This window comes from Paenibacillus albicereus (assembly GCF_012676905.1).
GTDB lineage: Bacteria > Bacillota > Bacilli > Paenibacillales > Paenibacillaceae > Paenibacillus_O > Paenibacillus_O albicereus.
Map to the genome: position 1 here is coordinate 2024374 of NZ_CP051428.1, position 13924 is coordinate 2038297.

The 13924-nt window shown below is 53.0% G+C and carries 14 protein-coding genes; all 14 read left to right on the forward strand.

Annotated elements, in window-relative coordinates; translation table 11 throughout:
* Positions 1–281: 281 nt before the first annotated feature.
* The 14 genes from HGI30_RS08780 to HGI30_RS08845 all read left to right on the forward strand — a co-directional run bounded on the left by HGI30_RS08780 (position 282) and on the right by HGI30_RS08845 (position 13887).
* Positions 282–2096 carry a reverse transcriptase/maturase family protein gene (locus HGI30_RS08780; protein ID WP_168907277.1) on the forward strand — a complete coding sequence of 605 codons (1815 nt, stop codon included), beginning with the start codon at positions 282–284 and terminating at the stop codon, positions 2094–2096.
* A gap of 96 nt (positions 2097–2192) precedes the next feature.
* On the forward strand, positions 2193–2783 hold the full coding sequence (locus HGI30_RS08785; RefSeq protein WP_206110056.1) for a hypothetical protein: 591 nt from the start codon (positions 2193–2195) through the stop codon (positions 2781–2783).
* Positions 2784–2867: 84 nt separating this feature from the next.
* Positions 2868–3038 carry a hypothetical protein gene (locus HGI30_RS08790; RefSeq protein WP_021877785.1) on the forward strand — a complete coding sequence of 57 codons (171 nt, stop codon included), beginning with the start codon at positions 2868–2870 and terminating at the stop codon, positions 3036–3038.
* A gap of 2 nt (positions 3039–3040) precedes the next feature.
* Positions 3041–3652 carry a hypothetical protein gene (locus HGI30_RS08795; RefSeq protein ID WP_049867097.1) on the forward strand — a complete coding sequence of 204 codons (612 nt, stop codon included), beginning with the start codon at positions 3041–3043 and terminating at the stop codon, positions 3650–3652.
* A gap of 47 nt (positions 3653–3699) precedes the next feature.
* A complete protein-coding gene (locus tag HGI30_RS08800; RefSeq protein WP_021877787.1) occupies positions 3700–4821 on the forward strand; it encodes an SAF domain-containing protein in 1122 nt (373 codons plus the stop codon).
* Between the two features lie 11 nt (positions 4822–4832).
* Positions 4833–5540 carry a hypothetical protein gene (locus HGI30_RS08805; RefSeq protein WP_021877788.1) on the forward strand — a complete coding sequence of 236 codons (708 nt, stop codon included), beginning with the start codon at positions 4833–4835 and terminating at the stop codon, positions 5538–5540.
* Positions 5541–5554: 14 nt separating this feature from the next.
* The gene (locus HGI30_RS08810; protein WP_048743945.1) at positions 5555–6394 is read left to right on the forward strand and encodes a CpaE/TadZ family protein; all 840 of its coding nucleotides are present in this window, start codon (positions 5555–5557) and stop codon (positions 6392–6394) included.
* On the forward strand, positions 6391–8253 hold the full coding sequence (locus HGI30_RS08815) for a Flp pilus assembly complex ATPase component TadA (protein ID WP_049867098.1): 1863 nt from the start codon (positions 6391–6393) through the stop codon (positions 8251–8253). Before HGI30_RS08810 ends, HGI30_RS08815 begins: the two co-directional genes overlap by 4 nt.
* Entirely contained in the window at positions 8250–10319 is a 2070-nt protein-coding gene (locus HGI30_RS08820) for a hypothetical protein (protein WP_049867099.1), read from the forward strand. Before HGI30_RS08815 ends, HGI30_RS08820 begins: the two co-directional genes overlap by 4 nt.
* A 72-nt stretch (positions 10320–10391) precedes the next feature.
* Positions 10392–10871 (forward strand): hypothetical protein, encoded by a 480-nt coding sequence (locus tag HGI30_RS08825; protein WP_049867100.1) that lies wholly within the window; start codon positions 10392–10394, stop codon positions 10869–10871.
* Between the two features lie 67 nt (positions 10872–10938).
* Complete coding sequence (locus HGI30_RS08830) at positions 10939–11331, forward strand: hypothetical protein (RefSeq protein ID WP_049867101.1); 393 nt, start codon at positions 10939–10941, stop codon at positions 11329–11331.
* Positions 11328–11876, forward strand: a complete 549-nt coding sequence (locus tag HGI30_RS08835; protein ID WP_049867102.1) for a hypothetical protein — start codon at positions 11328–11330, stop codon at positions 11874–11876. Before HGI30_RS08830 ends, HGI30_RS08835 begins: the two co-directional genes overlap by 4 nt.
* Complete coding sequence (locus tag HGI30_RS08840; protein ID WP_049867103.1) at positions 11863–12846, forward strand: hypothetical protein; 984 nt, start codon at positions 11863–11865, stop codon at positions 12844–12846. The genes HGI30_RS08835 and HGI30_RS08840 overlap by 14 nt, the downstream gene beginning before the upstream one ends.
* Before the next feature lie 69 nt (positions 12847–12915).
* Complete coding sequence (locus tag HGI30_RS08845; RefSeq protein WP_049867104.1) at positions 12916–13887, forward strand: DUF916 domain-containing protein; 972 nt, start codon at positions 12916–12918, stop codon at positions 13885–13887.
* Positions 13888–13924: the final 37 nt, after the last annotated feature.

The following is a 13924-nucleotide window of genomic DNA, read 5'->3' on the forward strand; positions in this document are numbered from 1 at the left end:
AAGTATTTTGCTGTCTGCTATCTGCGAGATATTCGGAACAAATCAGCCACAAGAAGTGGAAAATGACGAAAACCCCATCCGACAACATGACAAGCTTATCCAAATGTCTCTAAACGGGGATTGCCTAAACTGAAATGCCCACGGGCTATTCACTATTAAGGTGATGAATATTCAGCATGGCAACGGAGCCGTCGTAGTAGTCCGAGAGCGTTAACGGCGCTTACATGGCGAAGGACGGCAGTCTATCTTTCAATACAAAATTGGGAAGGATGTGTGAGACATTGAGAGAACCCATGAGTGTATTGAAAAATCTTTCAGAGAGAGCAACAGACAAACAGTACAAATTTCAGCGTCTGTACAGGAATTTGTACAACCCGGAATTCTACTATCTTGCTTATCACAACATCAGAAGCTCCCCAGGCAGTATGACACCCGGTGTGGATGGTACAAGCATAGATGGTATGAGTGAAAAACGCATAGAGGCCATTATCCATTCACTCAAAGATTTCAGCTATCAGCCAAATCCGGCAAAGAGGACATATATTGCGAAGAAAAACAGTAGCAAGAAGCGTCCGCTGGGTATCCCGTCTTCCAACGATAAATTGATACAGGAAATTGTGAGAATGCTGTTAGAGAGTATCTACGAGCCTAATTTCTCGAAAAATTCACATGGATTCAGACCCAAAAAAGGCTGTCAAACGGCTTTACTGCAAATTCAAAACAATTTTACAGGTATCAAATGGTTTGTGGAAGGCGACATCAAGGCATGCTTTGACAGTTTTGACCACCATGTACTAATCAGCATACTCCGCAGAAGAATCCATGATGAAAATTTCATTGCACTCATATGGAAGCTGTTAAAAGCAGGGTACATGGAGCAATGGCAACACCACAAGACGTTTAGCGGTACACCTCAGGGTTCGGGAGCAAGTCCAATACTGGCAAACATTTACTTGTCAGAGTTGGATAGCTTCATGGAACAGTATAAGGAAAGCTTTGATTACGGCTGTAGCAGTGCTAATCTCGACTATGGCAAAGCCGCAAGCAAGCTATTCTACATCAGAAGAACAAACCGAAATAATTGGGGAAAATGGAGTGCGCTTGAACGTAAAGAAGCATTGCTTATACAGAAGCAGGCGCAAGATAAACTTCATTCACTTCCCAGTAAACTGCAATGCGATACCGGATTTAAAAGGATACAGTATTGCAGATATGCTGATGATTTCATCATTGGTGTAATCGGTTCACGCGAAGATGCTGAAAAACTGAAAACTGTCCTAAAAGAATTTCTGCACACCGCCCTGAAACTAGAATTGTCGGACGAAAAAACCAAGATAACGCATTGTCTGGATAAAGCGAGCTTTCTTGGTTATGACATTACGCTTTCTAATTCTACATCCATAAAAAAGGACAAGCGTGGTCAAATGCGTAAGACAAACAGTGGAACGGTCAAGCTGTATGTGCCTAAAGAAAAATGGCTGAACAAGCTGAAAGAGTACGGGGCTATCGCAATCCGGCAGGATGATTGTGGCAGAGAGAAATGGGTTACACTTCATCGAAGTGAACTTGTTAATCGTACTGACATAGAAATCCTGTCCAAAATCAACGCTGAAATACGGGGTATGTACAACTACTACTGTATAGCCAACAACGCAACGGTCATAAAAAACTTTGCGCACAATTTGGAATACAGCATGTACAAGACCTTTGGCTTGAAATTCAAGTGCAGCGTTAAGAAAGTCATTGCTAAATTCAGTCGCAACGGCGTATTTGGAGTAGCCTATGAAACGAAAAGCGGAAGAAAATTCAGTGAGTTATACAATTCTGGGTTTAGACGTAAAAAACGTGCAATCCCATTTGACACTGACACTCTGCCGCAACACATCTATTTTGGGCGACCAGATCAACTACGTGCACGGCTGAAAGCAGGGGTTTGCGAACTATGCGGAATTGACACTGAAAATGCCCAAGTCCATCATGTGCGAAAACTTAAAGATTTAACCGGTAATGCACCGTGGGAAGAAATGATGAGAGTAAAACGGCGAAAGACGCTCGTCGTTTGCTCTGCTTGCCACGAGAAAATTCATCTAATCTGAAAGATGATAGACGGAGAGCCGTATACACCGAGAGGTGTACGTACGGTTCGGGGGCGAGGTCACGGAAACCTGCTGTAGCAATGCAGTAAGGCGCCGTTGACCTTAGCCTACAACCTGCAACGGGAGTATATTTCTCCGAGTGAAAAAGCTTTTGCCTACAAAATGAAATTGGAAGCAATGAACAGACAAGGACAACGAACAGATTTAACTCGTTCCCAAGTTGGGAACAAGTCTGCTGCAAAGAAATCAAGCGAGATATTAGCAGAACAGATGGGCGAAAGCAAAAACCAAATATTTAGATACGTTCGCCTAACCGAACTCACTCCTCACATTCTCGAAATGGTAGACGACAAACGGATTGCCTTTAATCCTGCCGTTGAGTTATCTTACTTGGCCGAGAAAGAACAGCAAGCCCTATTCGATACCATGCAGGCAGAGGACTGCACGCCTTCACTTGCACAGGCTCAGCGTATGAAAAAGATGAGTCAAGAAGGCAGGCTGAATACAGATGTCATTTACACCATACTAACGGAGGAAAAGCCGAATCAGAAAGAAAAAATGAGTATTCAGCGAGAACGAATCGACCGCTTTTTCCCACGAGACTTCTCGGAAAAACAAAAGGAAGACCTGATCGTGCAACTGCTGGAAAGCTGGTACAAAAGGCGGCAGAGGGAGCACGAACGGTAATTCCCCCGTTGCCGCCTTGTTCATGCACCCTCTCCCCTGACGGAGAGCTTTTTTTATGCCCATTTTCGGGGAGGAGATCATCCAATGGACTTTACGAAAGGAAAACGGCGTCAGTATGAACGTCTGATGAAAGAAAAGCCGGGTTTTGCGCGTAGTAGGCCATCTGAGGAGGAAGAAGCACAACTGCGCAAGCAGGCTCAGGAAGCCGAAGGCTGGCACAAGAAACGTGACCGCAAAAAGAACCGGGAGGGCTGACGATGGAGCAAGAGAAACGAATGGCCGGTGACTACGAAGTCTATCAAGCGCTACCCATTGGCAGGGTGGAGGTTGTTTTAGGCATCGACATCACGAATACCGAAAAGCCCTATTTGGTTTGCTACTGCTCGCAGAATAATTTGTTTGGTATCGATCAGTATTACGGTGCAGAAGGATATGAGGATTACCTAGTCGCAATGCAGGAATTTACCAAGCTATTGCAATGGGAAATCGAGAAACTCCAGACCGAGCGCGCTACGATCACGGAGCCGATGCCTCCCATTCAACCGGACCAATGCCTGCCCATCAAAAGTGACGATGATCTCGGCGGCAGAATTGTTGTGACCCGTTTGGATTGGTTGCGGCCGGAATTTCGCACGGCAGACCATCAGTTGATTTGGGTAACGGGAGGTTTCGGGGCTTCGGGGAACTCACGTGGGCGGGCGGTCTATGCGGAAACCCTCTATTCCGGCGATGAATACCGCTATAACCGGGAAGACCTGATGGGGTTCCTGAAGCCGGAGCATACGCCCACATGGGCGGCCGAGAAGCTGGCACAACGACAAGCGGAGCAAGCCCCATCAAAGCCGCGTCCGCGAGGCGAAGCGCGTTAAGAGAAGCGCAAGGTATCTTCTATATAAATGAAAGGAGATCGTGAACGATGTCATGGACGTATCGACACCGCAAGACGCTCATCATGGGAGCCATTGCGATCAGCGTGGCGCTTCTGGTAGCAGCGGCCTTGTATATGCTGATGCAGCACACCGACCAGCAGCAAAAGCAGCAACAGATGAAAGAGGAGTATGAGCGGCAGATTCAGCAATTGAAAAAGGAGGAGCAGCAAAACAGCCGAAATGTCTGGACGACTGCAAAAACGATACCGGCAGGCGTCTCGCTCAAAGCGGATGACCTCAAGGCTGTTCCGATGCCCGTCAGTTTGGTTCCGCCGGGCGTAATCACCGACCGGGAAAGCATCATCGGCAAAAACGCCAAGATCGAGCTTGCATCAGGAATGCCGCTACTTTCCTCTTTATTGTACGAAGGACAGCCCATTCCGAAGGATTTGCGCATACAGGAGTTTCAGGTCATTCAGCTTCCCTCTAATCTCAAGCCTAACCAATATATAGACGTTCGCATCGGCTTTCCAACCGGCGAGGACTTTGTTCTTTTATCTAAAAAGAAGGTACAGGAGCTGTCCGGTACGGTTGTGTGGCTGGAACTGAATGAGATGGACATCCTCCAAACGTCCAGCGCAATTATTGATGCGTACTTGCAGGGAGCGCGGCTGTATGCCCTCCCGTACATCGAGCCGGGCTTACAGGAAGCGGCTGTGGTCAACTATCCGGCCAATCAGAAGGTATTGAACCTGATGGCGGTCGATCCCAATCTGCTCGAAACCGCAAAAATCGAACTTGCCCGCGCGCTGCGTCAAACGCTGGATGGCAATTTGAAGGCGGTCAGCGACTCGGACAAACTTCGCGTCACCAGCGGTAGTGTAACCGTGCAGCAGCAGTTGCAAAACGAACGGATGACGACGCGGCAGGGCAATGCCATGGGCGGAACACAGCCAGTAGGCACACCGCAGTCTGGAGAATCAGCAGTTTCGACGAATGGTCCGCAGCCTAGCGTGAGTGATGCTGCTGGTGCAGCAGCTACTCAATCTCCGAAAAATCAACAGACGCCCCCTCCTGCCGTTTCGCCGTCGCTGCCATCGGGTATGCCTCCTGCAACCGAAGCGCCTCCGGCAAGCGAAGATAAGTGGGAAAACATCTTCAATCAATGAGGAGTGCGGATATGAAAAAAATTGTTTTTATCGGCGTAGCGGACAAGACGCATGCTTTGTTGGTGCTTGGCCGCTTGCTTGTGGCCTTGGGGAATAAAGTGCTGTTGGTGGATTCCACCGTCACGCAGTCGATTCGGGGTTATCTGCCGCACGCCTATGCCAATAGCGCCGTTCAGGATTATGAAGGTATGGATGTGGCCTACGGCTATCTCACTCCCGAACAGCTTGAACGAGGCTTGGCACAGGCAGGGACGACACCGGCATACGACATCATGCTGGTGGACACTGACCATACGGAATTTGTTTTCCACCACAACCTGTCCCAGTTTGATAAGCGGGTGTGGTGCTGGGATGGAAGGCGGTTATCGCTGGAGAAAAACGAGGAGCTGATGCTTCGTCTCGGCTTACAGAACACGGAAGAGCCTATCTCGTTTTTCGAGTTGCTCTCCCCTGACATACCGGGAAAGTTGGCAGCGTGGCGAGCCGAAAAGCGGTTGCGGCATATCCAGTTGGAGGATACGGTGTTTCGCTTCCCTTTTGACGAACGCGATGCAGCCGTCGATTTGAACAATCAACACCACGGCCGCATCGACCTTCGCGGGCTGACCGGGGCGTTTCGCGAGATGCTGCTGACGATGCTGGAGCAGCTTGGCGATTGCGACCGCAAGACAGCGCGACGAGCCTGGGCAATCGCCCGTAAACGGGTGCGGGTGTGGTAGAAAGGAGAACGTTTATGGGAGCTACCGTTGTATTTTGGAGTCCTGTATCAGGTCAGGCCGGGACAACGACTAATCTGCTCGCCGCGGCGACGTGCATGGGTTTGGAATATTCGGCGCGATTGCTGTTGCTTGGGCATTTGCTAAGCAGTTACGCCGCTGTCGAACGAGCCTATTATCGACCTGCCGGAAGAGAGGACATGCATACCCCGGACACGGGAATTGATGCGCTCTTGCGTCTGCTGAAAAACCGCAAGCTGGAGCCTGTCATGCTGCGTGACTATGCCCATCCGTTACTGCGGGATCGCCTGGATATTTTGCCCGGCTCCATCAAGCAAGAGGATATCTTTATCGAAACGGCAAAGGAATGGCTCACACCGCTGCTTGCGGTTGCCCGCCGCGCTTACGATGTAGTGCTGTTGGATGGGGGGAGCGGCAGCGGGTCGGCTTGGGACGAAATGCTGCGGCAGCAGGCGGACGTATGGGTCGTCTGCCTGCCGCAAAACCGTCTCCTTCTAGAGCGATTTTTTCAATCGGCAGAAGCAGCGATGCTGCAAGGCCGAAGAACGCTGCTCGTGTTCGGACAGTACGACCCTTATTCGACGCTCACTTCTAAAAATCTCATGCGTCAATTCCGTATAGGACCGACCGTGTACCCTGTTGCACATAATACAGGCTGGATGGATGCGGCACAGCATGGCGAAGCGAATCCTTTCTGGTTTCGCAACAGAAAGATAGCAAGCGGTCATGAGAACCACCTGTTCGTGCAGCAGGTGCGACGATTGGCGCAGGCTGTGATAGAAAGCGCAGGCGCAAGGCAGCACCTTTTCGAAGGGAAGGAGGGCGACACGCCATGACGGCTTTGCTCAATGCCTTCATCCTGATCGCGCTCTTGTTGCTTTCAATCTTCTTCCTTTATTTGCGCCTGAGCCGACGATTGCCGGAACGGACGGACGACACATCGGTATATACGCTGGAAGCGATGACCACTTTCGTAAAAGCAACGCTACACGAGTTAACCAGCAGCAACCTAGCCGACTTCGGTTTGTCGGAGGAAGAATACCGCCGCCGAAAAAGCAAACGGGCGGAGCTGAAAAAGGCGCTGCGGGGCTGCACCTCCGGTGATCTGCGGGACAAGGAATACGTCAAGGAGATCATTGCCGACCTGCTCGTGCAGCGCTATGAGTTGGACGATGCGAATTTGAACCTCCTGCTGCCATTTCATCAGCCGGAGTCCCTCTCCGCGCAAGACCAGTTTGATATTCTGCTTTACACATATAAAAAGGAAGCCGGGCTTCATGCGCTCGACCGGCTCGTTCAAACCTATGAATGGGATCGGCAAAGACGAAACGAGGAAGGCCAGCTTGAAACGTACCGGATTACGGCGGAGGATATTCGTAGCGTCTTCGCCCGTGAAGCGCCGCGTTTGACGACGGACGATAAGCTCCAACTTGTCGTCCAGCGGATTTATCAGCATTACAAGGGATTCAGCGTCGTGGACGAGTTGCGCGACATGCGTGTGGACGGCGTATCCGGGGGCGTATCCGGTCTGCCGCCGCTCATGTGGGAGGGCGAATGGTCGCTGGAGGAGGACGCACAGCTTCAGTCGCTGCCCCGTTCGCATGACAGCATATGGCTGTTTTACAAGGGGAAGTCCATCCACCTGAGCTTCTTGTCCTTCGGCTCCGAGCAGGAACTGCGACGCGTTTGCCAGATCATCTACAAGCACAATTTTCCCGGCCAGTTGTCCGAGGCGAACGGATTTAAGGTCAATGAAATGGCAGACGGCTCCCGCGTCGTCGTGCTACGCCCCCGATTCAGTGAATCGTGGGCTTTTTTTGTGCGCAAATTCGACGTGCAAAGCGCGACACTAGAGCAGTTGATTCAGGACGAAGGCGCGGAATTGCCGATTGGCCTCATTCGTTACTTGGTATCGGGTGCGCGGATCACCGCGATTACCGGCGCGCAGGGCAGCGGCAAAACAACGCTGCTTATGGCGATGGTTCGTCATATTCCAGAAGTGCTGCCGATCCGGGTACAGGAAATGAGCTTTGAGCTTCAATTGCGCAAAATTTATCCAGAACGCAACATCGTCAGCCTGCGCGAAACCGAGACGATTTCCGGTCAACAGGGGCTGGACATCCAGAAGAAGACGGACGGCTCTGTCAATATTTTGGGCGAGGTAGCGACCGACCCGGTCGCCGCTTGGATGGTTCAGATGGCACAGGTGGCGTCATTATTCACCTTGTTCACGCATCACGCCAAAACCTTCCGTGACCTTGTGCTGTCTCTCCGCAATTCCTTGTTGAAAACAAAGGTGTTTACGAACGAGCGTGTGGCGGAGCAGCAGGTCGTCAGCGTCGTCAATTTCGATATTCACCTCCGCCGCGACCTGGACGGACGGCGCTATATCGAGCGCATTACGGAATGCGTCCCAGTGCCGCAGGAGACGGCGTACCCGGAAGCCTTTCGCGGGAAAATGACAAAGGACGAACGGATGGCAGCCTTTATGGAAACGACGCTCGAATACTTCCGCCGCTCGACGGATCGCCCGCTGTACACCGCCCGAAATCTCGTCGAATACCGCGACGGCCGTTACGCTGCCGTTCATCCCCTGTCCGAGCAAAGTCGCTGCGAGATTGCGGAATACTTGAGCGGCCCCGATAAGGCCGTCTTTGATGCGTTTCTGGCATCCCATTGGGGGGATGAGACATGATTCAGGAATGGCTCTCCCCTCTGCTCGGCATCGCAACCGTGCTCTTTCTTGCCGCTGTCGCGGCCTTCCTGTGGCTGTCCCGGCGTGATTCGGAGGTGGCGGCAGTCCGGCGCTACGAAGCGCTGCGTAAGCCGGGGCAAGCGCCTCGCAAGCAGGCGGTTTACAGTTTCATGCAGCAGCTATACAGCGTTTGCGAGCAGATGCCGGTTTTAAGGATGTACTTGCTGCACCTTCGCAGGCGATTGGTCATCCTGCGGCTCGGGGACGAATGGAAGCTGCGGCTTGAGGTGATGAAATCGGCGCTCTTGATGTGGCTTGTCCTGTTTTTGGCCGCGATTCCGCTTGTTTTGGCGGTGCGCGACCCTTACACGCTGGCGATGCTCGGCATTGGTCTTTGGGTCGGCCACGGCATCCTCTCGGATATGGGTGTTTATCGGCTCGAAATGCGGCTGCTGCGACAACTTCGTCTGTTTCTTGGGGATGTGAGACATCATTACCATCGTCACGGGATGGTAGATGAAGCCGTCTATGAATCGGCGGACAGCGCGCCGTATGAAATGGCGCTGCACGGGCAAGAGCTGTACGACATGCTGACGGACAGCGACGCCGAAGATAAACTGGCGCAATATGTGGAGCATGCCCCGAATCGTTATTTGCAGGGCCTTGCGGGATTGTCATATCTCATCAAGGAGCATGGCGATCAGCAAACGGAAAGCGGTTCGGTCTACCTCAAGGGACTGGAAAAGCTGTCCATCGAACTGAATCTGGAATTGCTGCGTCGCGAGCGTCTCAGCTTCTTATTACAGGGGCTGACCGTTATCGCGCTGCTGCCGCTGCTATTTACCCGTCCGATTGAAGCCTGGGCTAGCCACTTTTTTCCGGCAATGGACACGTTCTACGCCAGCGCTTTCGGTTGGGCCGCCAAACTCTGTCTGCTTGTCGTCGTGTGGCTATGCTACGTGCTGCTGCGCAACCTGTCGGAGCTGGATGCGACAGCAAGGCCCACCAGCCGAAAAAGATGGGAGCAACGGGTTTATGGCTGGCCGTGGATGCGCTGGCTGGCCCACCGGCTGGGGCCGGTTCCCGGCTCGCGAGAAGCGGAACGGATAACCCGGCTGCTCAAGGATACAGCCTCTCCCTTACGTCTCGAATGGTTTTACGTGCAGCGGATCGTAGCCGGGTTCGCAGCCTTTTTGGCGGTGCTGGGCTTATTCGTGTCCTTGCATGCAGCGGAGCGGCATCAGGTGCTGTATTCACCTGTGAAGCCGGGAACACTTTTCGGGCAGTTGTCCCCGGAGGAGGAAACGAAGGCACGGGAAGCCGCCGCGCTGGATCGCAGGATGCTCGATCAATTAAAGGAGGTGAGGCCGCGAAGCGAAAATAGCGTCATCAGCCTGCTGCGCAAGGACCCGGCTGCACAGGTCAAGGAGGATCAGCTTCGAGAGGCGGCGCGGCGCATCCTGGGCAAGCTGGAGAAGCTGAATAAGCCTTTTCTGGCGTGGTGGGAAGCGTTTTTGGCTTTCGCCGCAGGATGGGGCGGGTACACGCTGCCAGTTGGTATTCGGCTGTTCCAGCGGCGTATGCGGCAGATGGAGATGAAACACGAGGTGGATCAGTTGCAGGCCGTGATTGCCATGCTCGCCGGGATGGATCGGATGTCGGTTGAACAGCTTCTGTTATGGATGGAGCAGTTCGCGCAGGTCTTCAAGGAGCCACTGCAAGCCTGCCTTCTTCACTTTGAACAGGGTGAGGAGCAGGCGCTTGCGCAGCTCAAAGAAGATGCACCGTTTCTACCTTTTGTTCGGATCGTGGAAAAGCTGGAAATGGCTTCGCAGCATTTGACGATCCGGCAGGCATTCGACGATCTCGAAGCAGAGCAGGCGTTTGCGCGGGAGCAGCGCAAGCAGGAGTATGAACAGTTAATTGAACAAAAGGCAGGCTGGGGACGCTGGATCGGGTTTGCCCCCTTGATGACGTTGATATTCGGGTATTTGGTCATTCCGCTTGTCGTCGTCAGCCTACATCAGATGACCGTGTACTACGATCAGCTTCAACGCATCCAGTAACCCATATAGACGCTTTCCTTCATCAGCGGGAAGGCGTTTTTTTTATCCCCTAATCAAAGGAGAGAATTGTACATGTCCAATGCGCAGAAGGCACTTGTCATGGCAGCAGGAATCTTCCTTGCCATCGCACTCATTACACTGGCTGTCGTGCTGTTTATTTCCGCCCAGGATTCGACCAAGGCGGCTCAAAGCAATTTTAGCAATATCCAGACGGAGCTTTCACAAACGGCGTTTACGGTGTATGACAATACGACGCTATCGGGCAGTCAGGTTGTCAACGCGCTTCGCAAGTTCCGCGATCAGGACCAATTTGGCATCCAGATCGTTACCGGCAAAAACCCGACCGGTCAGTGGTACGGCAAGGTTATCAATACCGGTGTGCCTCTGGATAGCATCACCTACGGCGCAATCGTCGGAGCCGCACCCGGCCAGATTAGCCAGACCGTAGACGAAGCGGATATCAACTACGTTAATCCAAGCGGCAAGTTCCGCAGCACGCTGGTGCTGGACAGCAGCAATGTCATTCGCGGCATCGTCTTCCGGCAGCAATAAGGTCGGATGAGGTTACGAAAGCGTCCGGCCCAGGTTGGACGCTTTCGTCATGAAGGAGGTGTAACACATGAACTATGCGCCAAGAACGATGCTGGAGATGAGCGCAGCATTGCTCGTTTTCCTCATGGCCGCAGGCAGCGGTCTGATTTTGTTTCAGACCGGTGCCTCACTCAATTCGCTTGCCTATGTAACCGGCCAATCGCAGGATCGTAACTTGCAGCAAATCGCTGTACCGCTCTCGGGCGACGGTTCGGTATCCGGTGCGGAAGTGCTGCAAGCTATCGCTCGCCTAGATGAAGGAGATGCGGAAATGGTGGTAGACGGCGTTCGGTTCGCGCCGCCGCTGGAACGGGAGCAGCTTTCGTCCGCAGGCATACGTCTAAAGGGGCGTTATCAGCCCGCCTATGAACGGGACGTTTCTGGTCACTTGCAGCGCCTGACACTAAGGAGCCTGCCATGAACAGTCTGATCAAAATTTTCGCCGTATTGATCGCTGTTCTGCTGCTCTATCTCTACCCGCTCTCTGCCGCCTTTGACCAGCAGGACGATATTTCGGAACTTGTTGCCTTGCGCGCGACGACAGCCTTCGTCGATGCGGTTCGGGACAAAGGCGGCATCACGCCAACGATGTACAACGATTTCATGACCGCGCTTGCGGCGACCGGCAATACCTTCGACGTTCAGATGGAGCATGACAGCAAGAAGTACGTGCCGGTTTACGACGATCCGACACGGCCCGAAACCTTTAAGGGCAACTACGAGGTACAGTACGATGCGTTTTTCAATGCGCAGATCCTGCCGGAGCTGTTCCCCGACAATCTGGCAGCAAAGGATGACCCAAACCGTCGTTATCGGATGCGCGCGGGCGACAGCTTTTCGGTAATTGTGCGCAATACGAACCGGACGGCAGGCACGTTGTTCTTTGATTTTCTGAACAATACCATTAGCCCGAATGAAAAAATCGTGATTCCGTATGGCGGGGTGGTGCGCAATGAAATGGATTGAATGGGCTATCGTCGGCGCGCTGTTGTTTCTTCCCTTCGCGATCGTCAATCGGAATGAGACGGATACCCTGAGACGGACGGTGCTGTCGGAGATGAGTTACGATGCTGCACTAGATGCGGCGGTGGACGACGCCGCGAGGTTGCTCGTCGTTAACGCAAGCCAGCAGCAGGAAGCGCAATATGCCTCGGCCAAGCATTTCGCGCTGAACAAGGAAGAAGCACTAGCGGCGTTCTACCGGACGCTGGACACGGGCTTCGGCGCTGCGGATGATCTGGTGTCGCAAGGTGTCCTGCATCGCTACATTCCGGCTATCGTGATCGTCGGCTACGACGGCTTTTACGTCTATTCCGAGCAAGAATGGACGGGGGCTGACGGAAAAACCGTCATGAATCCGGCTTGGGGAACGAAGAAGCCTTATGCGTATGTCGATGCGGCGGGTAACAGCCTGTCCTTTACGCTTGACCAGCAGGTACTCGCTTACGATGCGGCCAGCCGAAGCTGGCATGAGGGCTTGCGGCAGGACATCCGGCAGCAAACGACGATACCGCTTTTGCAGGATGCTGCGCTCTTCGAGCAGGTACGACGAAGCACGATTGTCCGGGCGATCCAGGACGAGTTGGCCTACCGGATCAATCGATATAACGAAACAGTCTCTCGAAATGGCCTGTCCTACACGTTCACCCTGCCTCTGATCTCCGATGAGGACTGGCACAATACGGTGGATGATGTGGGCGTTTTGGCTTTTGTACAAGGTATCCCGATGGGAGCAAAGGTGTACAACAACTATGCGCTTGGCGGGAGCCGCATCGTGAAACGTCCAACGATCATCGGGGCAAGGAGAGGCAGTATGAAGGTGTACTACCGCAGTTCCTGCGGTTACACCTATCCGACCGAAGAAACGTTTGCCAGCGAGCAAGCAGCCGCACGCAAGGGATATATGCCCCTGACTTGCCTCGGCTCGGCCTTCTAGCAGGAACGTATGCCTATTCGCTCATGTAAGCGATGGCAAGCGGAATACAAGCAAAGGAGTTCATCAATCATGTGGATTCGACTGGTGCTGGCGGCAATCGTTTTTTGGATAGCCGCCGGATTTACCAACCCTATGGACGGGCAGCAATTGGTCATCAGTGGGGATTCCGACCGGATCAATCCGGAGTTGGGCGCTTATGTCGAGGATATAGTACCCGGCGATAAGCGAGAGTACAAGGTTCACGTCACGAATCCCACTGATGAGGAAATAACAGCGCTGCTCTATGCGGCCGATGCCATGCCTGCATTGGGCGGCGGAAAGGATTTTACTTTACCGAGCGATCCCGATACCGGTTCGGCTGCATGGTACAGGGCGCCGGATCGCAGTATAACCCTCAAGGCTGGCGAGACGCAAAGCTTTACAATGGAAATGCAGATACCTGAAAGTGTGGAGCCGGGCCAGTACGTGTCCGTCATCGGCGTCTACGATCAAAGTATGAGGGAATCGGCGGCGCGTAAAATCGGGTTGCAGGTCGTCCTCAACTACAAGTTGGACGAAGCGAAGCCTCCTGAGGCTGTCCCGCACGCGGCCGCATATACGCTGGAGAACGGAAAAGCGAGCCTGACGATTTTGCTGGTCAATGAAGGCGATAGCTTGTCCGAACCGGAGATCGAGGTGCGGCTCAAACGTCAGGACGATGCCAGCGAGCTTTTGTTTGAAAGGAAATCAACGGTTGATTCCATTTATGCAGGCACGGTCGCACAGTACATGGCGGACCTAAACAGGCCGCTTTCTCCCGGTTCTTACATGGCGGAAGTAAAGACAACGCTGGGTGACCGCACAGAACAGAAGGAATTCCCTTTTGAAGTAACGGACGGTCGGACTATGCCTTCAGGAACCGTGATTCAAGCTACTGGGGACATTTCTCCGCATCATGAAGGTTCATTTGGATTGCGCCCATCCTTCGTCTACGGGGGCTTGCTGCTGATTCTTGTCATCGTCGTTGTTGTTATAAGAAGAAGGGCTTCGCGCACGGAGTAACGAGCGGCTCCTGGTTCCTGCAGAGGACAGACTGCCG

Excerpts from the sequence above, each read along its gene's own strand:
- HGI30_RS08820 (WP_049867099.1), top strand. The coding sequence starts at position 8,250 with ATGATTCAGGAATGGCTCTCCCCTCTGCTCGGCATCGCAACCGTGCTC.
- HGI30_RS08795 (WP_049867097.1), top strand. The coding sequence starts at position 3,041 with ATGGAGCAAGAGAAACGAATGGCCGGTGACTACGAAGTCTATCAAGCG.
- HGI30_RS08805 (WP_021877788.1), top strand. The coding sequence starts at position 4,833 with ATGAAAAAAATTGTTTTTATCGGCGTAGCGGACAAGACGCATGCTTTG.
- HGI30_RS08815 (WP_049867098.1), top strand. The coding sequence starts at position 6,391 with ATGACGGCTTTGCTCAATGCCTTCATCCTGATCGCGCTCTTGTTGCTT.
- HGI30_RS08835 (WP_049867102.1), top strand. The coding sequence starts at position 11,328 with ATGAACAGTCTGATCAAAATTTTCGCCGTATTGATCGCTGTTCTGCTG.
- HGI30_RS08845 (WP_049867104.1), top strand. The coding sequence starts at position 12,916 with ATGTGGATTCGACTGGTGCTGGCGGCAATCGTTTTTTGGATAGCCGCC.
- HGI30_RS08810 (WP_048743945.1), top strand. The coding sequence starts at position 5,555 with ATGGGAGCTACCGTTGTATTTTGGAGTCCTGTATCAGGTCAGGCCGGG.
- HGI30_RS08790 (WP_021877785.1), top strand. The coding sequence starts at position 2,868 with ATGGACTTTACGAAAGGAAAACGGCGTCAGTATGAACGTCTGATGAAA.
- HGI30_RS08840 (WP_049867103.1), top strand. The coding sequence starts at position 11,863 with ATGAAATGGATTGAATGGGCTATCGTCGGCGCGCTGTTGTTTCTTCCC.
- HGI30_RS08830 (WP_049867101.1), top strand. The coding sequence starts at position 10,939 with ATGAACTATGCGCCAAGAACGATGCTGGAGATGAGCGCAGCATTGCTC.
- HGI30_RS08800 (WP_021877787.1), top strand. The coding sequence starts at position 3,700 with ATGTCATGGACGTATCGACACCGCAAGACGCTCATCATGGGAGCCATT.
- HGI30_RS08825 (WP_049867100.1), top strand. The coding sequence starts at position 10,392 with ATGTCCAATGCGCAGAAGGCACTTGTCATGGCAGCAGGAATCTTCCTT.